Source organism: Arthrobacter sp. B3I4, assembly GCF_030816855.1.
Lineage (GTDB): Bacteria > Actinomycetota > Actinomycetes > Actinomycetales > Micrococcaceae > Arthrobacter.
The window spans coordinates 1,019,377-1,043,572 of record NZ_JAUSYK010000001.1; the positions used below are offsets into that span (position 1 = coordinate 1,019,377).

Consider the following 24,196-nt stretch of genomic DNA (forward strand, 5'->3'; position numbering starts at 1 on the left):
GATTTCGATGCTGTTCATGCCGGTTGTGAAGCCGGAACCCGGGCGGACGCCAAATCCCGCATCAGGACGTCGGTTTCCGTATCGGTTAGGCCAACCAGCGGCAGCCGTACCGGCCCGCCGGGCAGGCCCTGGCTGGCCAGCGCTGCTTTTACCGACGCGGCGGCGGGGGCGCGGAACATTCCCCGGTAGATCGGCAGCAATTCGCGGTGGATTTCAAGCGCCTCCGCCACCCGGCCCTGGCTGTAGCAGGCGAGGAGGTCGCGCAACCGGTGGCCGACCACATGGCCGACTACGGAAACGAAGCCGACGGCGCCGATGGAGAGCAACGGCAAGTTCAGCGCGTCGTCCCCCGAGTAGTAGGCCAGATCCGTGCGGTTCATCACCCAGGCGGACGACTCCAGATCGCCTTTGGCATCCTTGACCGCAAGGATCCGGGGATGCTGCGCAGCCGCCACCAAAGTGTCCGGTTCGACCGCCACTCCGGTTCGCTTCGGAATGTCGTAAAGCATCACCGGAAGCGCAGTGCTGTCCGCGATGGCAAGGAAGTGTTCCAGAATGCCCCGCTGGGACGGGCGTGAGTAGTACGGCGCAACCACCAGCAAGCCGTCTGCTCCCTGCGCCGCGGCCGCCCTTGCCAGCGCGATACTGTGGCGCGTGTCGGCTGCACCCACGCCGGCGATAACTTTCGTTCCGCTGCCGCGGACCGCTTCGATCACCTGCTGCACCAGCGACGCCTTTTCTTCGTCCGAGGTGGACACCGATTCGCCCGTGGTGCCGTTGACCACGATGCCGTCATTCCATCCCGGTCGCGTCAGCCACCTCGCGAGGGTTGAGGCCCCGACGTCGTCCGGCTCGCCGTGGCGGTCGAACGGTGTGACCATGGCAGTAATGACCGAACCGAAGGCCCGGTGTGCGGCTGCCCAATGGTGCCGCTGGAAGTCTGTTTCGGTCATTTGCTCTCACTCCTTGGTGCTTGCCATACGGGCTCCGGTTGAGTGTCTTCCACCCGAGGTGCTGTGTCACCGCTGCCTTGCGCCCTGTGGCGCTGGCGGAGCGGTGCCTTGTCTGGCGTCCAGCGGCGGATGGGGTTTCCTGCCCAATAGCTTCCCGCTGGCACTACCTCCGAGCGCATTACCAAGGACGCGGCCCCGACAGTGGCGCCTTCCATCACCGTGCTGCCCGGCAGAACGATGCTGTTCGGGCCAAGGGTGGACCGGGCACCCAGCTGGACTTTGTCCATCCGCATGATGCGGTCGTGGAAGAGGTGGGTCTGCAGCACTGTCCCGCGGTTGACGCTGGCGCCTTCACCCAGGGAGATCAGGTCGAACTCCGGCAACCACCAGGTCTCACACCACACACCGGGCCCGACTTTGCTGCCCATCAGACGCATCCACCAGTTCAGCATGGGTGTACCGAGGCTCATCCGGACCAATCCGGGTACAGCGAGCGATTCGGAGAACACATCAGCGAGCTCGTTGCGCCAGACGAAGGAAGTCCACAGCGGGTACTCGGTGGCCTCAAAGCGCCCGACCAACGCCCACTTCGCAGCCAAGGCGACCAAGCAGGCAACGACCGCGCTGCCCAGCAGTACCGGGCCGGACCAGAGGGCCGCGGCCAACAGCCCGCTTTGGTCCATGATCTGGCTGAGCACCCAGACGGTGATCAGGGCCAGCCATGCGGTGACGATGGCAGGAAGGATTCTGCAGGCTTCGACTGCTCCGCGTGCAACCATCAGATGCCGTAAGGGGTGGTAGGTCCGGGACGAATCGCCCTGGTCTACCGGCCGGGGAAGTTCCACGGCCGGCTGGCCGAACCATGAGGAGTTTGCGGGCATGTCGGTGGGTGCAGAAGACAGAACCGCCAGCAGGGAGTTGCTGGGAACGTGGCGGTCCGGGCCCACTATCGCGGAGTTGCCCACGAAGGATTTCTCTCCGACGCTTGCTGCACCCAGATGGAGCAATCCTTTGCGGATCCGCCGTGAGGCCACGAGGGAGTGGTCTGCCAGGAAGGACCGGTCAGCGAACTCGGTGAGGTGCGGCAAGGTCTCAACGGTGGAAACTTCCACGTGCTTCCCCACCCGGGCGCCGATAAGCCGCATCCACACTGGCGTAAACAGACTCGCGTAGATGGGGTAGGTGGAGATCAGCGACTTCGTCAGCAGCGCATCGGTCAACCAGGACGCCCAGGCGGCCGCACCATGCACGGAATGATAGCCGGGCTTCATGAAGATGCTCAACGCGCGCACCAGCGCGGCAGTCAGTGACAGATAGACGACGACGGTGACCACAACGAACACCGGGCTCCAGGCCGCCAATCTCCAGAGGGCGTTTTGCAGGGAACGGACGTCCTGGAGGGCAGCCAGTGCGATGAGACTGCCCGGGATAACGGAGACCAGTGGAAGAAGGGTCAACCCGAAGAGCGATATCGGATAGAGCACCGAAAGCACGTGCGGTCGGCGGTGTTCGCCGGTGTCGGAGGGCCAGTCGGTGCCGGCCGCTCCCACATGCTCCATCTGTGATCCGGCCCAGAACTCCCCGGCAGGGACCTCGCCGGTGACCGAGGTGCCCGGCGCGACCTCCGCGCCTGCGCCTACGTGGGTGTCATTCATCAGAATGGAGCGCATTCCCACGCGGGCATGTTCGTCCACGCGGATACGGCCGATATGCAAGACGTCGCCGTCCAGCCAGTGCCCGGCCAGGTCCGCTTCGTGTTCTATCGATGCACCTGTGCCGATCGTGGCAAGACCTGTGACGGGCGGCATAGCGTCGAGGTGGACGTCCTTGCCGACCCTGCAGCCGAGCGCCCGTGCGTACCAGACGGCCATCGGAGTGCCCATCACCGGTTCCAGCTTGCAGTAAGTGACTACCCGTTCCACAGTCCACAATCTCAGGTGGACTGCGCCGCCGCGGGGGTAGCTCCCGGGTCTGATCCCGGCGAGCAGGAGCCGTGCGGATCCCGTGGCGAGGAGGAAACGGAAAGGAACGCTGTAAAGCACAACCCAGGCCGCCACCAGCGGCAGGAGCGGGGGATTCGGAACCCAGGGGCTCTCCGAGATCTGGAAGAGGATGAAGCAGACGATGAGGATGCCGGTGAGGTAGCGCAAGCCGGTAATGGAGTAGAGACCCAGAATCACCGCCGACTGGAGCCAGCCGATCGACGAGGGGGTCCGGGCAACGTGGCGCTCCTCGGTTTCCGAGCTGGTGCTTTCCTCGAGGTAGGTCGAGAGCTCCCCGAGGGTCGGCTGTGCGTAGACGTCAGCAATGGAAACGTTCGGGTAGCGGACGCGAAGCGAGGAAACCAGTTGCGCGGCGGCCAGGCTGGCCCCGCCGGCCGCGAAGAAGTTGCTCTCCTCCGTCAACGGCACCGGGCCGAGGAGGTCGGTCCATTGCTTGCCCAGCCAGGCAAGTTCGCCGGTAAGCTCCTCCACGGGCGGCCCGGCAGCGACCACGAACGGCCAGGGGAGGGCTTTCCGGTCCACCTTGCCCGAAGTTTTCAGGGGAAGGTCATCGACGACGCCGAGCGCGGGAACAAGTTGTGCCGGTAGTCTCCCGGCCAGAAGTGCCCGGCATTCTTCCAGATTGAGCACCGAGCCTTTAGCCGGCACGAGATACCCGGCAAGCACCTTGTTGCCGCTGGGGCTTAGCTGGACGGCTCCGGCGGCCGCTGCCACTCCCGGCAGTTCAGCGAGGGCTTGATCGATTTCCCCCATCTCCACCCGGCGGCCGGCCAGCTTGACTTGTTCGTCCGCCCTGCCGACGAACACCAGCCCGGCCGGGTCCGCAAGCACGATATCGCCGCTGCGGTAGGCCCGCTGCCATCCGAGCGACGGCATCGGTGCGTACTTTTCGGCGTCCTTGGCCGTGTCCAGATAGCGGCCGAGTCCCACACCGCCAATTACGAGTTCACCCTCTTCGCCCCACGCAACAGGCTGCCCGTCGGCACCGACGACGGCGAGGGCGTAGCCGCACAACGGAAGTCCGATCCGCACGGGCTGCTTGCCGTCCACTAGGGCCGCGCAGGCAATAACGGTGGCCTCGGTGGGTCCGTAGGTGTTCCACACCTCACGGGAAGGACCGGCGAGCCTGGCGACCAGGTCGGCGGGGCATGCTTCGCCGCCGAAGATGAGCAGCCGGACTTTGTCCAAGGCCTCGTTCGGCCACAAGGCTGCGAGGGTCGGGACCGTCGACACGGCCGTGATGTTCCGTCGTGCCAGCCACGGCCCGAGATCAGCGCCCGAGCGGACCACGTCCCGGGGAGCCGGAACCAGGCAGGCCCCGTTCCGCCACGCCAGCCACATCTCCTCACAGGAAGCGTCGAAAGTGACGGACAACCCGGCCATCACCCGGTCTCCGGGGCCGAGCGGGTTGTTGACGCAGTACAGTTCTGTCTCCGCGTCCACCAGGGCCGCCGCGGAGCGGTGCGTGATGGCCACGCCCTTCGGCTTGCCGGTGGAGCCGGAAGTAAAGATGATCCAGGCGTCGTCTTCGATGTGCGGCTCGGGGCTGTGTCCGAGGGTCCGCACCCCGCCAATGAGAGCGAGTTCGAGACCTCGGCCTATCACAGCGCAAACGCCGGCCTCGGCCCAGACCGTTTCGGCCCGGTCTTCGGGTTCGTCCGCGTCAACAGGGACATAGGCAGCCCCAGCGGCGAGCACCCCAAGGATTGCGATGTAAAGGTCCACAGATCCCGAGGGAACCCGGATTCCCACACGGTCTCCGGCACCGATATCGGCACTCCATAACCGGCGGGATATGTCCGCCATGCGCCCGGCCAGGGCGTCGTAGGTCAGCACCACAGAGCCGTCATCGAGCGCGGGCGCAGCGGGGTAGCGGGCGATTGTTTCTTCAATGATGTTGACCAGAGTCCTCGGAGCCGGGGCTTCCGTCACCGGGAAAATGGCTGGCTGGGCCGGTTTGTGCTGTTCCTCCGACGGAAAGCCGGACGCGGCAGGACCGCTCAGAGGTTCGTGTGCCCTTCGGTGGTCGGATCGGACTGCAGGGTCGTCGTGATGGCGAATAGTCACCGCCGGTTTTGAAGGATTAACTTTGCGGTGGGCTGTTCCTGAAGCGTTGGTGAAGTCCAATCACGCTCTCCTTAGAAATGGCGATACGTACTGGCCAGTTGCAGGGCGCAGTGATAGCCCTGCCGTACGTCGACGTGGCCTGCATGGAGCTTTGGTCCTTCGCTTCGGTCCTGGGGACGGCGACAGCGATGGCGACCCGGTGGGCCCGGAATTCGGACCGGAACTCGATATCCACGCGCGGAATAAACCCCCCAACGAACAATCGGCGTGTGCTCCATGCCCTATGAACTATAGGAAGAGCAGCCCGGGGCGCCCACGAGTATTGAGTACCCGAATTTTCCACTTGGACTACCCGGGCGGTTGACTTAAGGGCGGCGCGGGTTCCGGGGAAGGCTGGGTCTGGGTGCGGCGATGTCCCCTAGGCGGAACCGGCAGGCCCGCTTTCATTTGCGTGGGAGCGCCACCGGGCCTTCACGTCCTCAGGCAGGTCCTCCCAGGGCGGCGCCGGGGGCATCCAAAGGCCTTCCAGCAGTTTCAGACGCTCCTCGTACAACGCCTTACCCGGATCGGTAGGGTCAGCCACAACGCGAGTCCGGGGTGGTGGTTGGGATGGAACTCCAGTCGCCGACCCTGTCGCTGACTGCAAGTGCCTTCATGGAGAACCGACCTTCTATTCCGGGCACAGTCGATGCTGCACCCTGAGACCTGCGGCGTTCCCGCCCATTTTACGTCGTTTACCGGGAGGGATCGCCCGTCGTTCCCGGGGCGATGCCCCTGCGTCGGGCGCTCGGCCGGGGTTACTCGATTGTGGCGAACAGTTCGTTCAGTTCCGCCGTGAGCTCCCGGCGCAGCTCCGGGGTGCCGATGTTCTTGCCGTCGATGTGGTTCACGGGTGCAAGCAGCCGGATGCTCGAGATAAGCCAGACGGCATCAGCGTCGTAGAGGTCGGCCGGTACCAGTGGGCCGTAGCCCAGTTCCCAGCCGGCGGCCTTGGCTGCCGTGAACAGGGCGCCCTGTGAGGTGCCGGGGAGGATACCGCTGTCCAGTTGCGGGGTGATCAGCCGGCGCACGGTGCGGACACCGCCCTCGCCGTCGTCGGTTGTTCCCAGGTGCGCCAGCAACACGGTCGACGTCGGGCCCTCCAGCACCCGGCCGTCTGCGGAGGTGAAGATGACGTCGTCCGCGCCCTGGTGGCGGGCGTGGCGCAGGGCCGCCATGTTGACCGCGTAGGAGAGCGTCTTGGCACCCAGCAGGAGCCATGGCGCGCGCTCGCCCACCTCACTGTCGTAGCCGCGGTCCAGCAGGACGACGTCGATTCCCGTCTCGCGCTGCCGGCGGCCCGCCGCCGGGGGAGGCGATGCCTGGACCCAGCAGGTCGGGGGGGCGCCGCCTTCGACCCCGCGGGTGACCAGCAGCTTGACTACCACCTCGTCGGCGTCACTGTCGGCGCCGGTGTCCGGGCCGTCCGCCGGGGCCGCCTGCTGGCCGCGGAACTCGCGGATGGCCGTTTCGATGGCGCGCCGCCAGGCGTCCTCAGCCGGGATGTCCAGTTCCAGCGCCCGTGCGGAACCGGCCAGCCGGTTCAAGTGGGCCTGCAGCTTGCGCGGCCGGCCGCCCACCGCCAGGAGCGACTCGAACACGCCGTCGCCACGGGTCGCGCCCTCGTCCGTGGCCATCAGCTGCGGCTTGGATGCATCGGCAATGCGGCCATCCCGGAACGCGGGGTCAAGGAACACCAGCACGGTGGCGCCGGCCTGGGCTGAGGCGGAGGAAGTCATGGCTTCAGCTTAGTGCGGCGCGCCGGGATAAGATTTGCGGGTTGCCCGTTCCGGAACTGTTCCGCGGGTCTGGAACTTTAGGGGTTCGCCTGTGCTGTGGCCATTTCCGTTAGTGGGGACGCTGCCGTCCTGGGTGATCCTGGTGATTACGCTCATCGACCTTGTCATCCGGGTGCTGGCACTGGGCATCATTCCAGGCAACCGCCGTCCCACCACCGCCATGGCGTGGTTGCTGGGGATCTTCTTCATGCCGGCGTTGGGCGTGGTCCTCTTCCTGCTCTTCGGCAACTTCCGGCTCTCCCGCCGGCGCCGCGCCCAGCAGGAGGCAGTGAACACCAGAATCCGGGCGGGGACCTCCGAACTGGCCGCCGTCGAAAGCCGGTATAACGGCTCCGAGTGGGTCGCGTCCGCGGCCGAGCTGAACAAGACCCTCGGATCGCTGCCGATGGTGGATGGCAACAGCGTCGACCTGCTGCCCGGTTACCCGGACTCCATCAAGGCGATGGCTGCCGCAGCCCGGGAAGCCAAGACCTTCATCAATGCCGAGTTCTACATCCTGAGTTCGGACCACGTCACCAACGACCTGCTGACCGCACTTGAGGACGCCGCCGAGCGCGGCGTCGAAGTCCGCCTCTTGTTCGACCACCTCGGGACGCTCCGGATTAAGGGATACCGCAAGCTGATCAAGCGGCTTAAGGCCAGTAAGATCCGCTGGCGGCCCATGCTCCCGCTGCGCCCCGTGCATGGCCAGTGGCGCCGGCCGGACTTGCGCAACCACCGGAAAATCATGGTGATCGACGGCGAGGTAGCCTTCACCGGCTCGCAGAACCTGATCGAACCGTCCTACAACAACCCGCGGCACCGCAAGGTGGGCCGGCAGTGGGTCGAGCTGATGACCTGCATGCGCGGCCCGATTGTCACCACCCTGAACGTCGTGTTCGCCACCGATTGGCTGAGCGAGACCGACGAGTCACTGGAACACCAGTTGGCCCACCGGTCCGGGCACTACGGGGAGGTCACCGCGCAGGTGGTGCCGAGCGGCCCCGGCTTCATCACCGAGAACAACCTGCGGCTGTTCAACACGCTGATTTACTCCGCGCAGCACAAACTCTCGATCTGCAGCCCGTACTTCGTTCCGGACGATTCCCTGCTCTACGCCGTCACGACCGCGGCCCAGCGCGGCGTCGACGTTGAACTCTTCGTCTCGGAAAAGGGCGACCAGTTCCTGGTCCACCACGCCCAGCAGTCCTACTATGAGGCGTTGCTCGAAGCCGGGGTGCGGATTCACCTCTATAAGGCGCCGTTCGTGCTGCACGCCAAGCACTTCACGGTCGATGATGAAGTTGCGGTGCTGGGTTCGAGCAACATGGACATGCGCTCCTTTTCACTGAACCTGGAAGTGTCCGTCATGATGTTGGGCGAGGATATTGTGCAGCGGATCCGCGCCGTGGAGGACACCTACCGCGGCATTTCCCGTGAGCTCAAGCTCGAGGACTGGCGGAAGCGGCCCATGGGGGTCAAGTACGTGGACAACGTCGCCCGGCTCACCGCCACGCTGCAGTAGGCCCGGCCGGGCTGCTGGCTCAACGGGTCTGAGCGCCGGCTCACCCGGCCGGGAACCCGGCGCCCAGCGCCGAGAGCACGCCGAAGGCTTTGGTCCGGATTTCCTCGTACTCCTCCTCGGGCGAGGAATCGGCAGTGATCGCCCCGCCGACCCCGAGGCTGAGCGAGACCGCGCCTTCCGCCCCGGCCGTCACCACGAGGGTCCGGATGGCGACCGCGAGGTCCGTGGCGCCGCTGAGCGAAAAGTACCCGATCGCGCCGGAGTAGACGCCGCGCGGTGCGCCTTCCAGCCGGTCCAGGATGTCCATGGTGCTGACCTTGGGGGCGCCGGTCATGGAGCCGGCCGGGAAGCAGGCCGCCACCGCTTCGGCGCGCGGCGCTCCGGGCCGGAGGCTCGCATCGATGGTGCTGACCATCTGGTGCACGGTGGCGTAGCTTTCGATTGCGCAGAGCCGGCTGACCGAGACGGACCCCGGAACGGCGAAATGGCTCAGGTCGTTGCGCAGCAGGTCCACGATCATGATGTTCTCGGCCCGGTCCTTGGGCGAGGACTCTAGCTCCCGGCGCAGCCGCTCATCCGTTGCGCAGTCCGGGTCGCGGCGGCGGGTGCCCTTGATCGGCTCTGCCCGCATCGCGCCGTCGGCAGCAATCCGCAGGAAGCGTTCCGGTGACGTACTGGCCACCGTGACGTCCGCCAGCCGCAGGAAGCTGGCGAACGGCGCAGGGTTCCGGCGGCGCAGGGCCAGATAGGCCTGCCACGGATCAAACGCGCCGTGCGCCGCGGTGGCCGTCACCGCCGTCGTGAGGCAGACCTCGTAAGTGTTGCCTTCGGCGATTTCCGCCTGCGCCTCGGCGATTTTGGCCTGGTAGCCGGCCTTGGTGTCCCGTGCGCTGAAGGCCAAGGTGCCGGCGCCGTCCGCGGACGGTACGACGCCGGCACTGCCGTGGTGCGCGTGTTCGGCAGATCGCCCGGAAGCCCCTTCGGCAGACGGCTCCGACGCCGCAGTGACAGCGGCGCGGGCAGCGGCCAGCCAGCTCCCGGCGTCGGGAGCGTCGAGGGCAAGCAGCCACGCACTGCCCTCCCGGTGGTCCAGCACCACGGCACGGCCCGCGAAGATCAGGGAGGCGTCCGGGGTGGCGGCGCCGACATCGCTGCCGCCGGTTTCACGTTTGAGTTCGTAGCCGAGATAGCCCAGCCAGCCAAGGGTGAACCCGCACGGGTAGTTGACCGGGGCGTCCAGCTCCTCCCGGCCCCAGGCGCCGTCAAGCCAGCGGAAGAATCCGCCCTCGGTCGCCACAGTGCTGCTGCCGACGCTGACCAGGGTGCGGCCGGAGCGGTGCCGGACCGAGCGGCCCTGACTCCCGCCGTCGTCGGCCAGGATGCTGAAGCGGCCGCGCTCGCCTGCCTCCTCGCCGGTCAGGGATGAATCGAGCCACACCGCCTGGGCAGATCCGGCGTAGAGCGCTTCGAAGAGTCGTGCGGGGTCCGGGGCGGCGTCCAGCCGCTCGGCGCGGAGCCGCCTGCCGCGGCGTTCGGAGAGTTCCGGGGACAGGACCGGGGCCAGCGCAGGAAGGTACTGCAGTGCCTGAAGCACCTCCGCCGGTGCGGCGCCGTCGGCCCGGTTGAGCACCCGCACGTCCGCCCGGGAGGGCACATGGTCCGCGGCCAGCCAGCTGTCCTCCTGGCCGGCCCACAGGTCCCAGAACGGCTCGTAACTTTCGCCGTCACGGTCCAGGGCGCGGGTCCGGCGGTCCTGGTCCGGGGAGTCCGTCCAGATCACCGCATCGAGGAAGGGTACGGCAGCTGCGGCCGCCGCCCCTACCCCCTCGACCAGCACAATCTCGGCCGGCTGGGTCAGCCGCTCCGCACCGTCGTCATTCCGGTCCCAGTCCCAGCTGGTCCATCGCGCGGCTGCTCCGCTGCGCAGCGGGGCAAGGACAGTGGCGGTGTAGCGTTCGATGCCAGCCGCCAGTCCGTTCCAGCCGGGATAAATGTCTTCAAGATGGAAGAGCGACACCTTGTGGTGTTCGCGCAGCCGCGCCGCGAGTTCGATAGCCAGGGTGGTTTTCCCTGCACCCGAGCGCCCGTCGATGGCGATAATGACGGGTGCGGGGCTCATGAACTCGAGCCTACCCGGCAGGGCCGCTGGACTCCCGACGGCCCTCCGCAGGTGCGACCGACGGGCCGGTCTCTCCAGCCGCCGGTTCTTAATCATTGACTTTCTCAATTATCCATACTTTCATGAATGAAGAGCAGCATCCATGCCACAGCGCTGGGTGAATCCGTCAGCTAGCAAAGGAGCAGCGATGAGCCTCGCAGGAAAAGTAGCAATCGTCACGGGAAGCGGCCGCGGGCTGGGCCTGGCCTACGCCCGGGAGCTGGCCAGGCAGGGCGCCGCCGTCGTGGTCAACGATGTGGATGCGTCCGTCGCCGACGAAGCCGTCCGGACCATAAAGTCCGACGGCGGCCGGGCAGCAGCCGTCGTCGCCCCGGTGGGCAGCTCCGACGTCGCCAAGCAGCTGGTCGAAGCGGCAGTCTCCGAGTTTGGCCGGCTCGACATCCTGGTCACGAACGCCGGGATCCTCCGGGACAAGAGCCTGTTGAAGATGACAGATGACGATTTTGACGCCGTCATCAACGTCCACCTGCGCGGCACCTTCACCTGTGCGCGGGAAGCGTTCGGTTATTTCAAGGAGAACGGTATTGCCGGCCGCATAATCACCATCGGCTCTCCCACCGGCCAGCGCGGCAATTTCGGCCAGACCAACTACGCCGCCGCCAAGGCAGGAATCGTGGGCATGGTCCGGACGTGGGCGATGGAGATGAAGAAGGCCGGCGTGACCGTCAACGCCGTTATCCCCGTTGCGGCGACCGCCATGACCAAAACCGTCCCGTACTTCCAGAAAGCGGTCGAGGCGGACGAACGCGGCGAGGCCATGCCGGCCTTCTTCCGCCACGAACTGGGCTTCGGCACCGCCGACGACGTTGCCGGCCTGGTCGCATTCCTCGCCTCCGACGCCGCCGCGGAAGTGACCGGGCAGGCGATCGGCGCCGGCGGCGACCGGCTCCAGCTCTGGACCCACCCGGAGGCGGCCGCCACCGAGTACCGCGAGGGCGGCTGGGGCTATCAGGATCTGGTGGAGAACTTCGGCACACTCTTCGGCGACAAGCTGCAAAGCGTCGGGGAGGAGTTCCTGCCGCTGCCGGAGGAGCTGAAGCCCGAACCTTCAGGTACCGCTGCGAAGGCCGGCTAACCGTGGCTTCCGCACGTTACGAACTCGGGATCGACGCGGCCGGGCTCGCAGCGATCGACATGCACGTCCACCTTGAGATCGACGGCCACGGGCACGGTTCCCTGCCGGCTGAACTCACCGAGGCCTCCGCGAAGTACTTCAAAGCGGAGGAACGGACGCCGTCGCTGGACCGGATTGCGGACATTTACCGCGAACTGAACATGGCTGCCGTCGTCTTCACCGTGGATGCCCGCACGCAGCTCAAGCACGAGCCCAACAGCATTCCCGAGCTCATCGCCGGGGCAGCACGGAACAACGACGTGCTGATTCCATTCGGCAGCGTGGACCCGCGCACCGGCACCGAGGCCATCCAGGGCGCCAAACACCAGGCCGTGGACCTCGGCGCCCGCGGCTTCAAGTTCCACCCCAGCCTGCAGGGCTTCGATCCCTCGAACGAGCAGTTCTACCCCCTGTGGGAAGCGCTCCAGGAACTGGGCCTGCCGGCGATCTTCCACACCGGGCAAAACGGTATGGGAGCCGGCCTGCCCGGCGGCTACGGCATCAAACTCGCCTACTCCAACCCGCTCCTGCTGGACGCGGTGGCCGCGGACTTCCCGGACCTGCAGATCATCATGGCGCACCCCTCGGTGCCATGGCAGGACGAGGCGAATTCGATCGCCACGCACAAGTCCAACGTCTTCATCGACCTGTCCGGCTGGTCGCCCAAGTACTTCCCGGAGTCCCTGGTCCGGATGGCCAACTCGGTGCTGCAGGACAAGGTGCTGTTCGGCACGGACTTCCCGCTGATCACCCCGCAGAAGTGGCTAGGCGCCTTCGCTGACCTGCCGCTCAAGGACGAGGTCCGGCCCAAGATCCTCAAGGCCAACGCCGTCCGGCTGCTCAGGCTGGAGGGCTGAGATGGGCGCGGACACCGCCACTGCCGCCGCCGGCCGGACAAACGGCCAGGAGGAACGACTCTATGCCGGCTGCGACTTCTACGACGCCGAATCACTGCTCACGGCCCCCGAACGCCGGGTGCTGGGCCGGCTGCGGGCATTCCTGGACGAACAGGCCCGGCCTTTGCTGGCCGATTACTGGGAGCGGGGGGAATTCCCGGACCAGCTTGCCCAGCCGCTGATTGACCTGGACCTGATGGAACCGGCGGACCTGGCCGGGCCCCCGGGCGAGGAACGGACCCCGGCCCGGGGGATCTACCACGGCTTCCGGATCTTCGAACTGGCCCGCACCGACGGATCCCTAGCCACCTACTACACCGCCCAGGCGGGGTTGTTCCGGACCGCCATCCGGGTCGGCGCCTCGCCGGAACAGCAGGCGGAGTGGATGCCGAAAGTCCTGGATTTTTCGTTGAAGGGGGTCTTCTCGCTGACGGAGCCCGGATCCGGTTCCGACATCGCCGGTGGCCTTTCCACCAGCGCCCGAAGGGACGGCGACGAATGGGTCCTCAACGGAGCCAAGCGCTGGATCGGAGGAGCGGCCGGCGCCGACGTGCTGGCGGTGTTCGCCCGCGACGAGGCGGACGGGCAGGTCAAGGGCTTCCTCGTGGACCGCGGGTCCGCCGGGGTGGCGCTGCAGAAGATCCACGGCAAGACGGCGCTGCGGATGATGCAGAACGCCCACATCACGCTCGAGGACGTCCGCGTCCCGGAAGCGATGCGCCTGCAGAACGTCAACTCCTTCCGCGACGTCGCCGCGATGCTGAGAGCCATGCGCTCCGACGTCGCCTGGATCGCAACGGGCCTAGCCGCCGGCGCCTTCGAAGCAGCCTGCCGGTACGTCACGCAGCGCGAGCAGTTCGGCCGGCCGGTCGGGTCCTTCCAGCTGGTCCAGGAGAAACTCGCCCGGATGCTCGGCAACGTCACCTCGGCCCTGTCCCTGGTGGTCCGGCTGACCGAACAACAGGCCAAGGGCATCTATCGGGACCAGGACTCCGCACTGGCCAAAATGCAGACCGCCTTGCTGATGCGCGAAACCGTCGCACTGGCCCGCGAGGTGGTGGGCGGCAACGGCATCACCCTTGAATCCGACGTCGCCCGTTTCCACGCGGACGCGGAAGCGGTTTATTCCTACGAAGGCACACACGAAATCAACGCCCTGATCGTTGGCCGCGCCCTCACCGGCCACAGCGCCTTCACCCGCTAGCCCACTGAACCCGGCAGCGGACCCGGCACTGCCGGCCCCGCCGCCGTCCCCTTATCCCGCCACTACCAGGAGCCTAAAATGCCCAACCTCGTCGTCGATTTCGACAAACTGCTCACCCTCGCCGGTACCGACCTCGGCACCACCGAATACCGTGAGATCAGCCAGGACCAGATCAACAAGTTCGCCGACGCCACCGGCGACCACCAGTGGATCCACGTGGACGTCGAACGGGCAAAGGACGGGCCGTTCGGCGCCCCGATCGCCCACGGGTTCCTCACCCTCTCGCTCATCATCCCGTTCTGGGGCGAGCTGTTCGACGTCGAGGGCGTCACCACGAAGGTGAACTACGGCCTGGACAAGGTCCGGTTCACCTCGCCGGTCAAGGTCGGCTCCCGGATCCGCATGCAGGCCACCATCGCCGAGGTCACCGAGGTCAAGGGCGGTGCCCAGATCAAGGTTTCCAACACCATCGAGATCGAGGGCCAGGAACGGCCCGCCGTCGTCGCCGAGTTCCTCGCCCGCTTCTACAGGTAAGCCCCGCCGATCGGTCCTGCAGGCCTTACCGTCTTCCTAGAAAGGATTTGCTGTGGAGAATCTTGGCATCGGTTCGTGGCTGCAACGGCGCAGCCCGAAGTCGGGCACGAAGACCGCCGTCATTGCCGGGACCCGCGAGCTCAGCTACGCAGACCTCGCCCGGCGCGCCGCCGGGCTGGCCAACGCCTTCCGGGAACGCGGGGTGGGCAAAGGCGACCGGGTGGCGTATCTCGGCGAGAATGATCCGTCCTTTCTGGAAACGCTGTTCGCCGCCGGGCTCCTCGGCGCGGTCTTCGTACCGCTCAACACCCGGCTGGCTCCGCCGGAAATCCAGTTCCAGCTCCAGGACAGCGGCGCCGTGCTGCTGGTCCATGCGGCAGCGCTCAGCGGGCTCGCAGAGCGGGGCGCGGCGAAAACGCCCGTCCGGGCCCGGCTCGTCGTCGCTGATGGCACGCACGACGGCGGGACGGCCGACGACGGCGGTGCTTTCGTCACCGCCGGCGATGAGGGCGCATCGGCCGAGGCTTTCGAGGAGGTCCTCGCGTCCGGCTCGCCGCTGGCGCCGGATGTCGCCGTCGAACTGGATGACGGCGCCCTGATTCTCTACACGTCCGGCACCACCGGCAGCCCCAAGGGGGCGCTGCTCACGCACGGCAACATCACGTGGAACTGCCTCAACGTGCTGGTGGACTTCGACTTCTCCTCCACGGACGTCGCGCTGATGATCTCCCCGATGTTCCATGTGGCTTCGCTGGACATGGGGGTGCTGCCGACCCTCCTGAAAGGCGGCACCGTGGTGCTGGAACCCAAATTCGATCCGCGCCGCACGCTGGAGTTGATCCAGCGGCACGGTGCCACCATCATCAGCGGGGTCCCCACCACCTACCAGATGCTGTGCGAGCACCCGGACTGGGACGCCACCGACCTTAGTTCGCTGAACAAGCTCACCTGCGGCGGTTCCGCGGTGCCCATGCGGGTCCTGGAAGCCTACGAATTGCGCGGGCTGCGCTTCTCCCTGGGTTACGGCATGACCGAGACGGCTCCGGGTGCCACCGCGCTGCCAGCCGAACGCTCCCGGGACAAAGCCGGGTCCTCCGGCCTGCCGCACTTCTTCACCGACGTACGGGTGGCGGATCCCGCGGATCCAGAGGCCGGGCCGGTGGGGCCCGGCACCGTCGGGGAGATCCAGATCAAGGGGCCCAACGTGATTCGCGAGTACTGGAACCGCCCGGACGCCACCGCTGATTCCTATACCGAAGACGGCTGGTTCAAGTCCGGCGACGTGGGTTACAAGGACTCGGACGGCTTCGTGTTCATCTCCGACCGGCTCAAGGACATGATCATCTCCGGCGGGGAGAACATTTACCCGGCCGAGGTGGAGCAGGCGATTGCCGAGCTTGACGCCGTCGGCAGCGTCGCGGTGATCGGGGTGCCGGACGAGAAGTGGGGTGAAGTCCCGCGCGCCGTCGTGCTGCTGCGCGACGGCGCCGCGCTCACCGAAGAGCAGCTGCGCGCCCACTTGGAGGGCCGGCTGGCGCGGTACAAGATCCCCAAGTCCGTGGTCTTCGTGGCCGAAATGCCGCGGACGGCCAGTGGCAAGATCCGAAAAACGGCCCTGCGGAAACTCTCCAGCGGCGCGGGCGGCCAGCTCGAGTAGCGCGAACGTACACTTCGGGCCCGGGGAGTTAGCGCGAACGTACACTTTGGGCCCGGAATGCCCGCCGGGGCGCCTAGTGGATGAGCGCCAGCAGGACGCCGACGGCCATGAACAGGACGCCGAAGGTCCGGTTCAGTATTCGCTGGCCGCGGGCGTCGTGGGTGAAGCGCTGGAACGTCTTGGCCGCGGCGGCGAAAAAGAACCACATGACGAGGATGTCGATCACGACCACGGTGGTTGTCAGGACTAGGTACTGCGGCAGCAAGGGGTCGTTCGGGCGGATGAACTGGGGCATAAATGCGAGGAAGAAGACGACCGCTTTGGGGTTGAGCAGGTTCACCCAAAGGCCGCGGCGGAACATGGAGAAGGCCGGCTCGTTGCGCAGCGCCGCGACCTTCTCCTGGTCCAGGTCCGGCTTGTGCCGGAACTGCTGGATGCCGAGATAGACGAGGTAGGCGGCGCCGGCGTAGCGGATGACATTGAAGGCCAGCGGCGAGCTCGCCACCAAGACCCCGACGCCCAGGGCGACGATCAAGATGTGCACCACCAGGGCGGCCTGCTGGCCGAGGATGCCCCAGATGGACCGGCGGAAGCCGGAGTTCAGGGAGTTGCTCATGGTGTTGATGGCGCCCGCGCCGGGAGTGAAGCTGATTAGGACACCGGCGCCAGCCAAAGCCAGCCAAAGGGAAGGTTGCACCTATCAAGTTTACGGTTCCCGACCGGCCCCGGTCCGCTGTCCAGCAGGGCCGGCCCCTGACCCGCCCTCGGCCCGCTGCGCGGCGACGCCAGGCTTACGCTCAGTCCCGGCGGCGGCCGTAGCGCAGGATCATGTTCCCCTTGCTGGTCTGCTGGGATGACTGGAGCTCGAGCCGGGTCAGGGGGTCGCCGTCGTTGAAGAGCCGCCGTCCGCTGCCTGCGACGACGGGGTGGACGATCAGCATCAGGCTGTCCAGCAGGTCGGCGAACAGCAGTTGGCGGGTCAGTGAGATGCTGCTGAAGACGCCGATGTCGCCGCCGTCGCGGTTCTTCAGGTCGGCGACGAACTCCTCCAGCGGGCCTTTGATGAGCTGCGAGTTCTGCCACTGCAGGTCCCCGGTGAGCGTCCGGGAGGCCACATATTTGGGCAGCGGATTGATGAATCCGGCAAAGTCCGCATCAGCTTCGGCGTTCGGCCAGTACTCCGCCCATTGCTCGTAGCCCACCCTGCCCAGCAGTCCGGCGTCGATCCGGCTCATCATCTCGCCCATGCCCGCTCCCAGCTCCTCGTCAAAGCTGTCGAACTGCCAAAGGAACGGGTCTTCCACCACGCCATCCACGGAACTGAACAATCCGGCCGTCACGGTTCGCATTACCTTCTCCTCATTGCAGGGTGTCTGTGTGCACCCTAGCGGCAGACCGGCAGGGAGGGAATGGGCTTCCGGGATCAAAACCGTGAGCCGGGACTGCGGCTAAGCGGAAAGCGGCCGGCGCGTCACGCCCGGGCGATTACCTCGCCGTTGGGAATCAGGAACCAGCCGTCGTCCGTGGAGCCCCAGCGGTGCCAGCCAGCGGAGATCCGGGCGAGGTCCGCGGCGCTGGCGAAGCCGTATTCGACAGCCTGCTCCGCGAAGGCCGAGTGGAGCACCCGCTCACCCCACACCCGCGCCTGCCAGCGGCGCATCTGGCCGGTCGCGTAGAGCCAGTTGCTGCTGGACGGTGCGACGTCGGTGAACCCGGCGGCCTGCGCCCAGCCCACCAGCCGCCGCCCGGCGTCGGGCTCGGCGCCGTTGCGGCGGGCGATCCGCTGGTACAGCTCCATCCACTCGTCCAGCTCGGGGACCGCCGGGTACCAGCTCATGCCGTGGAAGTCCGCGTCGCGGACGGCAACAATCCCGCCGGGTTTGGCCACCCGGCGCATCTCCCGAAGGGCTGCCACCGGGTCGGTAAGGTGCTGCAGCACCTGGTGGGCATGGACGACGTCGAACGTTTCGTCTTCGAAGTCAAGGTCGTAGATGTTGCCGGGGACAAAGCGGACGTTGCTTATTCCGCGCTCCGCGGCCAGGGCGCTCGCGTGGGCGATGACCTCAGGGGAGCGGTCCAGTCCGGTCACCTCGCCCGGGGCAACCAGCGTGGCGAAGTCGCAGGTAATGCTGCCCGGCCCGCAGCCGACGTCGAGCACCGATACCCCGGGCGTCAGGTGCGGGAGGACGAAAGCCGCGGAGTTTTCCGCCGTGCGGGCGGCGTGGGCGCGGACCACCGACTCGTGGTGACCGTGGCTGTAGACATCTTCATCTTCGGGCTGCTCGGCGCTCATAGGAAAACGCTACGCCGCCCCCGCCCGGAAACGGCCCAACTGACGCGCACTGGGCGCCGGTTTATCCTGCCAAAACGGCTGCTAATTCGGGGAGCCGCCCCGGGAAGCCTCCTCGCCGGCCCGAACGGTCGCGTCGATCATGGCGTTCATAAAGCGGGTGGCGAGCTCCTGCTCCTCGAGGGTGAACCCCTCGAGGGCGACACCCATGTGGCGGGCCAGCGGGAGGAACATGGCCCCGCCGTCACGATAGGCCTTGGGGGTCAGCCGGAGCTGGACCTGCCGGCGGTCCGTGCCCTGCCGTTCCCGGACCACGTGCCCGGATTTGTCCAGCCGGTCAATCAGCGCGGTAGTGGCCGGCGAGCTGAGGTGCAGTTCCTTGCGCAGCACGCCGGGGGTGACCACCTGGTTCCTGGCGGTGTGTTGCATGATGACGGACAGCGCGTTGAGGTCGGTGCGGTGCATATCGTTCCTGCCGCCCGCGGCGTCCACGTAGCGGTTCGCCTCCAGGCTGAACTCCTGAAGCAACCGGACCAGCGGCGGAGGACCGGCGGCGCCCGGGCGTCCCGATGTTTCAGCTGTCACGGCCAACCTCCCTTCCGGCAATCTGGGCGCCGTTGCGCACTGCCCTCCCGGACCGGCGCGCGGCGCCCTCCGGAGTTTACTGCAGGTGCAAGCGGATCCGGTGTCTTCACATCCGCCCTGGAAAAAATCTAAAAACTTAGCCCGGACGGTTATCTCCATGATGGAGATAGTCTATGATGGATGCAATCTTACTCTTCCGAGGCCCTCCCCGAAGGACGTCATGAAAAACGCACCCAAGCACACCTCCCGTGTTCCCTTCTGGCTGCGCTGGCTGGTGCCGGCCGTCCTGGTGGTGGCGTGGCTGGCCATCGCCGGGATCGGCGGCCCCACCTTCGGCCGGCTCAGTGAGGTTTCTTCCAACGACCAGGCCTCGTTCCTCCCCGCCGGGGCCGAGGCCACCGAAGCGCAGGACTGGCAGGCAAAGTTCCGCGACTCCAAGGAAATCCCTGCGGTGATCGTGATTGAGAGCGATTCGGCCTTCACGCCGGCTCAGCTCGGCCAGGCTGCGGCGCTGAAGGGCAAGCTGGAGGCCCTGCAGGCCGGCAGCGCCGTCATCGGGCCGATCCCTTCGAAGGATTCGAGGGCCGTGCAATTCGTGGTTCCCATCGCGGCGTCCGATGAGGTGAAGACCGTCGTCAAGGAGCTCCGGGACGAGGTCACGTCCTCGGCGCCGGAGGGCATGCGCACGTTCGTCACCGGCCCGGCCGGGCTCACCGCGGACCTCGTGAGTGCGTTCGCGGGAATCGACGGAATTTTGTTGCTCGTGGCCCTCGGCGCGGTGTTCCTGATCCTGCTGATCGTCTACCGCTCACTGCTGCTGCCCATCACTGTGCTGTTCACTTCCGTCTTCGCGCTCTGTGCCGCCATCCTGCTGGTTTTCGGCATGGCAAAGCTTGGCTGGATCCAGCTCAACGGCCAGAGCCAGGGCATCCTCTCCATCCTGGTGATCGGCGCCGCCACTGACTACGCGCTGCTTTACGTGGCCCGCTTCCGCGAAGCGCTAACACACACCACCAACCGCACCGCCGCCGCGCTCACCGCGTGGAAGGCCGCCTGGGAGCCAATCCTTGCCTCCGGCGCCACCGTCATAATTGCCTTGCTGTGTCTGCTCTTCTCCGACCTGAACTCCAACAAGGCCCTGGGCCCCGTGGCGGCTGCCGGTATTCTCTGCTCGCTCCTGGCGGCGCTGACGCTGCTGCCGGCGATGATGGCGCTGCTCGGCCGGGCGGCGTTCTGGCCCTTCCGCCCCAAGCTGCTGCCGGAGACTGAGCGCGAACCTGAACTCGTCACCGGCCTTGAGGGCCAGAAGGGCCTTTGGCGGGCGACCGGATCCCTCGTCTCGCGCCGCCCCCGCACGGTGTGGGTGGCCTCCGTGCTGCTGCTCCTGGTGGCATCCGCCGGTGTCCTGCAGCTCAAGGCCAACGGCGTCCCGCAGACCGACGTCATCCTCACCGCCTCGAACGCCGTGGACGGCCAGGAGGCCCTGGCCCGGCACTTCGACGCCGGCTCGGGCAGCCCGGCCGTCATCGTCGCCGACGAAGCCAAAGCCCAGGACGTGCTGGCTAAGACCAAGGCCAGCGACGGCGTCGGTGACGCCTACCTGCTGGGCGCCGGCGGCGCGCCGGTTGTCCCTGGTGCGCCGGGTGCGCCCACCGCGCCGGATGTCCGGGACGGCAAGGTCCTGATCAATGCGACCCTCAATTACGCGGCGGACTCCAATGAAGCCGAAAACGTCGTGGTGGACCTGCGCCAGGAACTGAAAAAGATCGACGACGGCGCGCTCGTCGGCGGCGTCACGGCCACTGCCCTGGACACCAACACCACCGCCCAGCGCGACCTGGTCACCATCATCCCGGTGGTCCTCGCCGTCATCCTCGTGATCCTGATGCTGCTGCTGCGTTCCGTGCTGGCCCCGGTCCTGCTGGTCGCGTCGGTGGTGCTGTCCTACGGCGCGGCGATGGGTGTCTCCGCCGTCGTGTTCAACCACATCTTTGGGTTCCCCGGGGCAGACGCGACCGTGCCGCTCTTCGGCTTCGTCTTCCTGGTGGCGCTGGGCGTGGACTACAACATCTTCCTGATGAGCCGGGTCCGGGAGGAATCCCTCAAGCACGGGACCCGCGCCGGCATCCTGCGGGGTCTGGCCGTCACTGGCGGCGTGATCACCTCCGCCGGAGTTGTCCTGGCGGCCACCTTCGCAGCCCTGGGCGTTATTCCGATTATGTTCCTGGTGCAGCTGGCCTTCATCGTGGCGTTCGGCGTGCTGCTGGATACCGTCCTGGTCCGGTCCCTGCTGGTTCCGGCCCTGGCCTACGACATCGGCCCCCGGATCTGGTGGCCGAGCAAGCTGGGCCGTCCGGAGACGGACGCCGCCGCCCGCACACAGCCCGCCCCCCAAGAGCCGGAGCCGGAGTCGGCGGAGGCGGGAATCCGCTGACCGAAAGCCCGATGCCCAGCCGTCGTCACCGTCCCGGTACCCCCCGCCGGCCCGCGGTGACGGCGGCTGTTTGTGTCTGCGGGTTCGGCTGCAGCCCTCTGTTGCTGCCCTCTGTTGCCTCCCGGTGGCGGTCGATAGACTGCGACTGCGCCCACGGGGGCGCCCGATGCTTGCAGGAGGGATCCAGACATGTCTGAGAACAGTGAGTTTGACCGAGCAGCTGCGCACGAGCGCCACGGCGCGACCCCGGCAGGGGCTGCCGGGGAGCCGGCCACCGGGGTGCGTGCAGCCGAAGAGCCTGCAGGAGCGGCAGGGCTCGAGTCCGATGCCGGCCAGTACGTCGAAGGCGACTACGGCCACGCGGGGGTCGCAACCGAGAACCCTGCGGGAGCCCCGGAGGGGGAGTATGCGGAGGGGAATTACGGTAAGGCCGGCGTTGCCACCGGCTCGACCATCGGCACCGAAGAGGGGGACTACCCCGAAGGCGACTACGGGGCTGCCGGCGTCACGCGTCCGGACGCCGCCGCGGGCGAGGAGGGCGAGTACCCCGAAGGTGATTACGGCGCCGCGGGGGCTGCTGGTGCTGGTCGCAGCGGGCGTACGGGCCGGCGTGCCGCCGGCACCCCAGTCGACGCGGAACAGCTGGGCCGGGACGACGCGGGTCGGGACGGTACGGGCCGGAACGACGCAGGCCGCGGAGATATCTGAGTCCGCCAGCGGAGCCCCCCCACGGCCTAGTACGGCTGGGCGTCACTAGCCACGATGGCGGCCCGGCCGGGGCGTTCTCGCTCAGCAGAATCGAGAGCGGACCGGTCGTTGCTGCGCGAAAAGCCGCAGATTTCTGCGGCTTTTCGCGTCCTTCCGCAGCGCCGAGCCCCCAGGATCTGCAGACTTGAGCGGTGCTGACTCAACTTTGGTTTGACATCAAACCCGCCCTGAGTAAAGTTGAGTGCAGAGCGCTCAATAAGTGAGTGCGCCTCGTAATCGACGGGCTCGATCCCCGGGTATGGCCCGGTCGCCGGGCACCCGCCCGATGACCGGGACCAGCAGTTTCCAAGGAAAGAAGGAAGCAACACATGTCACGAGCAGTAGGTATTGACCTCGGAACCACTAACTCCGTCGTCTCCGTTCTCGAAGGTGGCGAGCCCACCGTTATTGCCAACGCCGAGGGCGGCCGCACCACGCCGTCCGTCGTTGCGTTCTCCAAGTCCGGTGAAGTCCTGGTCGGTGAGATCGCCAAGCGCCAGGCCGTCAACAACATCGACCGCACCATCGCCTCCGTCAAGCGCCACATGGGCACCGACTGGAACGTCGCGATCGATGACAAGAAGTACACCGCGCAGGAGATCTCCGCGCGCATTCTGATGAAGCTCAAGAACGACGCCGAATCGTACCTGGGCGAAAAGGTCACCGACGCCGTGATCACCGTTCCGGCGTACTTCAACGACGCCGAGCGCCAGGCGACCAAGGAAGCCGGCGAAATCGCAGGCCTCAAGGTCCTGCGCATCGTCAACGAGCCGACCGCGGCTGCTCTGGCCTACGGCCTGGATAAGGGCAAGGAAGACGAGCTCATCCTCGTCTTCGACCTCGGCGGCGGAACCTTCGACGTCTCCCTCCTCGAAGTGGGCAAGGACGAAGACGACTTTTCCACCATCCAGGTGCGGGCCACCGCCGGTGACAACCGCCTCGGCGGCGACGACTGGGACCAGCGCGTCGTCGACTACCTGCTGAACCAGCTCAAGGTCAAGGGCATCGACCTGTCCAAGGACAAGATCGCCCTGCAGCGCCTGCGTGAAGCTGCCGAGCAGGCCAAGAAGGAACTCTCCTCCTCCTCCAGCACCAACGTCTCCCTCCAGTACCTCTCCGTCACCCCCGACGGCCCGGTCCACCTGGACGAGCAGCTGACCCGCGCCAAGTTCCAGGACCTCACCAAGGACCTGCTGGAGCGCACCAAGAAGCCATTCCACGACGTCATCAAGGAAGCCGGCATCAAGCTCTCTGACATCGATCACATCGTGCTGGTCGGTGGTTCCACCCGCATGCCCGCAGTCTCCGAGCTGGTCAAGGAACTCGCCGGCGGCAAGGAGCCGAACAAGGGCGTCAACCCGGACGAGGTCGTCGCCGTCGGCGCCGCACTGCAGGCAGGTGTCCTGAAGGGCGAGCGCAAGGACGTGCTGCTGATCGACGTCACGCCGCTGTCCCTGGGCATCGAGACCAAGGGCGGTGTCATGACGCACCTCATCGAGCGCAACACGGCCATCCCGACCAAGCGCAGCGAAACCTTCACCACGGCGGATGACAACCAGCCGTCCGTGGCGATCCAGGTCTTCCAGGGCGAGCGTGAGTTCACCCGGGACAACAAGCCGCTGGGCACCTTCGAACTGACCGGCATCGCTCCGGCACCGCGCGGCGTGCCGCAGGTCGAGGTCACCTTCGACATCGACGCCAACGGCATCGTCCACGTCTCCGCGAAGGACAAGGGCACCGGCAAGGAACAGTCGATGACTATCACCGGCGGCTCCAGCCTCTCCAAGGAAGACATCGACCGCATGGTCCGTGACGCCGAGGAGCACGCAGCTGAGGACAAGGCCCGCCGCGAGGCGACCGACACCCGCAACACCGCAGAGCAGCTCGCCTACTCCGTGGACAAGCTCATCGCCGACAACGCCGACAAGCTGCCGGAAGAGGTCAAGACCGAAGTTCAGGCCGACGTCGACGCACTCAAGTCCGCGCTCGAAGGCACCGACGACGCCGCCGTCAAGACCGCGTTTGAGAAGCTCCAGGCTTCGCAGACCAAGCTCGGCGAGGCCATCTACGCGCAGCCCGGATCCCCGGACGGCGCCGCGGGCGCCCAGGGTGCACCGGCCGGCGAGCAGGCAGCTGCCGACGAAGACATCGTCGACGCCGAGATCGTTGACGAAGACGAGAAGAAGTAATC

17 protein-coding genes are annotated in these 24,196 nt (G+C 66.8%); 9 read left to right on the plus strand and 8 right to left on the minus strand.

Annotated elements, in window-relative coordinates; genetic code table 11:
- Positions 1-14: 14 nt before the first annotated feature.
- The 3 genes from dapA to QFZ61_RS04810 form a co-directional block, all read right to left on the minus strand.
- The gene (gene dapA / locus QFZ61_RS04800; protein WP_307033796.1) at positions 15-953 is read right to left on the minus strand and encodes a 4-hydroxy-tetrahydrodipicolinate synthase; all 939 of its coding nucleotides are present in this window, start codon (positions 951-953) and stop codon (positions 15-17) included.
- Complete coding sequence (locus QFZ61_RS04805; protein ID WP_307033798.1) at positions 950-4,888, minus strand: Pls/PosA family non-ribosomal peptide synthetase; 3,939 nt, start codon at positions 4,886-4,888, stop codon at positions 950-952. The genes dapA and QFZ61_RS04805 overlap by 4 nt, the downstream gene beginning before the upstream one ends.
- Before the next feature lie 932 nt (positions 4,889-5,820).
- Positions 5,821-6,801, minus strand: a complete 981-nt coding sequence (locus QFZ61_RS04810) for an aminodeoxychorismate lyase (protein WP_307033800.1) — start codon at positions 6,799-6,801, stop codon at positions 5,821-5,823.
- A 91-nt stretch (positions 6,802-6,892) separates the two neighbouring features.
- On the opposite strand from QFZ61_RS04810, the gene cls reads away from it, so the two are divergent.
- Complete coding sequence (gene cls, locus QFZ61_RS04815) at positions 6,893-8,365, plus strand: cardiolipin synthase (RefSeq protein ID WP_307033803.1); 1,473 nt, start codon at positions 6,893-6,895, stop codon at positions 8,363-8,365.
- A 40-nt stretch (positions 8,366-8,405) separates the two neighbouring features.
- On the opposite strand, the gene pabB is transcribed toward cls, so the two are convergent.
- Positions 8,406-10,484, minus strand: coding sequence for an aminodeoxychorismate synthase component I (gene pabB, locus QFZ61_RS04820; RefSeq protein WP_307033804.1), 2,079 nt, complete (start codon positions 10,482-10,484; stop codon positions 8,406-8,408).
- Positions 10,485-10,671: 187 nt separating this feature from the next.
- Here pabB and QFZ61_RS04825 point away from each other — a divergent pair, with 187 nt between their 5' ends.
- The 5 genes from QFZ61_RS04825 (at position 10,672) to QFZ61_RS04845 (ending at position 15,949) form a co-directional block, all read left to right on the plus strand.
- Complete coding sequence (locus tag QFZ61_RS04825) at positions 10,672-11,619, plus strand: SDR family NAD(P)-dependent oxidoreductase (protein ID WP_307033806.1); 948 nt, start codon at positions 10,672-10,674, stop codon at positions 11,617-11,619.
- Between the two features lie 59 nt (positions 11,620-11,678).
- Positions 11,679-12,515, plus strand: coding sequence for an amidohydrolase family protein (locus tag QFZ61_RS04830; RefSeq protein ID WP_307038008.1), 837 nt, complete (start codon positions 11,679-11,681; stop codon positions 12,513-12,515).
- A 1-nt stretch (position 12,516) separates the two neighbouring features.
- Positions 12,517-13,758 (plus strand): acyl-CoA dehydrogenase family protein, encoded by a 1,242-nt coding sequence (locus tag QFZ61_RS04835; RefSeq protein ID WP_307033808.1) that lies wholly within the window; start codon positions 12,517-12,519, stop codon positions 13,756-13,758.
- Between the two features lie 78 nt (positions 13,759-13,836).
- Entirely contained in the window at positions 13,837-14,292 is a 456-nt protein-coding gene (locus tag QFZ61_RS04840; protein WP_307033810.1) for a MaoC family dehydratase, read from the plus strand.
- Between the two features lie 52 nt (positions 14,293-14,344).
- On the plus strand, positions 14,345-15,949 hold the full coding sequence (locus tag QFZ61_RS04845) for a long-chain fatty acid--CoA ligase (RefSeq protein WP_307033812.1): 1,605 nt from the start codon (positions 14,345-14,347) through the stop codon (positions 15,947-15,949).
- Positions 15,950-16,022: 73 nt separating this feature from the next.
- On the opposite strand, the gene QFZ61_RS04850 is transcribed toward QFZ61_RS04845, so the two are convergent.
- The 4 genes from QFZ61_RS04850 to QFZ61_RS04865 form a co-directional block, all read right to left on the minus strand.
- Complete coding sequence (locus QFZ61_RS04850; RefSeq protein WP_307033814.1) at positions 16,023-16,646, minus strand: LysE family transporter; 624 nt, start codon at positions 16,644-16,646, stop codon at positions 16,023-16,025.
- A 100-nt stretch (positions 16,647-16,746) separates the two neighbouring features.
- Positions 16,747-17,298, minus strand: coding sequence for a dihydrofolate reductase family protein (locus tag QFZ61_RS04855; RefSeq protein ID WP_307033816.1), 552 nt, complete (start codon positions 17,296-17,298; stop codon positions 16,747-16,749).
- A gap of 122 nt (positions 17,299-17,420) precedes the next feature.
- Positions 17,421-18,242 carry a methyltransferase domain-containing protein gene (locus QFZ61_RS04860; protein ID WP_307033818.1) on the minus strand — a complete coding sequence of 274 codons (822 nt, stop codon included), beginning with the start codon at positions 18,240-18,242 and terminating at the stop codon, positions 17,421-17,423.
- Positions 18,243-18,323: 81 nt separating this feature from the next.
- On the minus strand, positions 18,324-18,824 hold the full coding sequence (locus QFZ61_RS04865) for a MarR family winged helix-turn-helix transcriptional regulator (protein ID WP_307033820.1): 501 nt from the start codon (positions 18,822-18,824) through the stop codon (positions 18,324-18,326).
- Positions 18,825-19,044: 220 nt separating this feature from the next.
- Between QFZ61_RS04865 and QFZ61_RS04870 the strand changes: the two genes are divergently transcribed.
- From QFZ61_RS04870 to dnaK, 3 genes are all read left to right on the plus strand, one after another.
- Positions 19,045-21,258 (plus strand): MMPL family transporter, encoded by a 2,214-nt coding sequence (locus QFZ61_RS04870; protein WP_307033822.1) that lies wholly within the window; start codon positions 19,045-19,047, stop codon positions 21,256-21,258.
- 189 nt (positions 21,259-21,447) lie between these two features.
- Positions 21,448-21,966 (plus strand): hypothetical protein, encoded by a 519-nt coding sequence (locus QFZ61_RS04875; protein ID WP_307033824.1) that lies wholly within the window; start codon positions 21,448-21,450, stop codon positions 21,964-21,966.
- Between the two features lie 368 nt (positions 21,967-22,334).
- Positions 22,335-24,194 (plus strand): molecular chaperone DnaK, encoded by a 1,860-nt coding sequence (gene dnaK, locus QFZ61_RS04880; RefSeq protein WP_307033826.1) that lies wholly within the window; start codon positions 22,335-22,337, stop codon positions 24,192-24,194.
- Positions 24,195-24,196 lie beyond the last annotated feature (2 nt).

Excerpts from the sequence above, each read along its gene's own strand:
- dapA (WP_307033796.1), bottom strand. The coding sequence starts at position 953 with ATGACCGAAACAGACTTCCAGCGGCACCATTGGGCAGCCGCACACCGG.
- QFZ61_RS04810 (WP_307033800.1), bottom strand. The coding sequence starts at position 6,801 with ATGACTTCCTCCGCCTCAGCCCAGGCCGGCGCCACCGTGCTGGTGTTC.
- pabB (WP_307033804.1), bottom strand. The coding sequence starts at position 10,484 with ATGAGCCCCGCACCCGTCATTATCGCCATCGACGGGCGCTCGGGTGCA.
- QFZ61_RS04825 (WP_307033806.1), top strand. The coding sequence starts at position 10,672 with ATGAGCCTCGCAGGAAAAGTAGCAATCGTCACGGGAAGCGGCCGCGGG.
- QFZ61_RS04830 (WP_307038008.1), top strand. The coding sequence starts at position 11,679 with ATGCACGTCCACCTTGAGATCGACGGCCACGGGCACGGTTCCCTGCCG.
- QFZ61_RS04835 (WP_307033808.1), top strand. The coding sequence starts at position 12,517 with ATGGGCGCGGACACCGCCACTGCCGCCGCCGGCCGGACAAACGGCCAG.
- QFZ61_RS04840 (WP_307033810.1), top strand. The coding sequence starts at position 13,837 with ATGCCCAACCTCGTCGTCGATTTCGACAAACTGCTCACCCTCGCCGGT.
- QFZ61_RS04855 (WP_307033816.1), bottom strand. The coding sequence starts at position 17,298 with ATGCGAACCGTGACGGCCGGATTGTTCAGTTCCGTGGATGGCGTGGTG.
- QFZ61_RS04860 (WP_307033818.1), bottom strand. The coding sequence starts at position 18,242 with ATGAGCGCCGAGCAGCCCGAAGATGAAGATGTCTACAGCCACGGTCAC.
- QFZ61_RS04870 (WP_307033822.1), top strand. The coding sequence starts at position 19,045 with ATGAAAAACGCACCCAAGCACACCTCCCGTGTTCCCTTCTGGCTGCGC.
- QFZ61_RS04875 (WP_307033824.1), top strand. The coding sequence starts at position 21,448 with ATGTCTGAGAACAGTGAGTTTGACCGAGCAGCTGCGCACGAGCGCCAC.
- dnaK (WP_307033826.1), top strand. The coding sequence starts at position 22,335 with ATGTCACGAGCAGTAGGTATTGACCTCGGAACCACTAACTCCGTCGTC.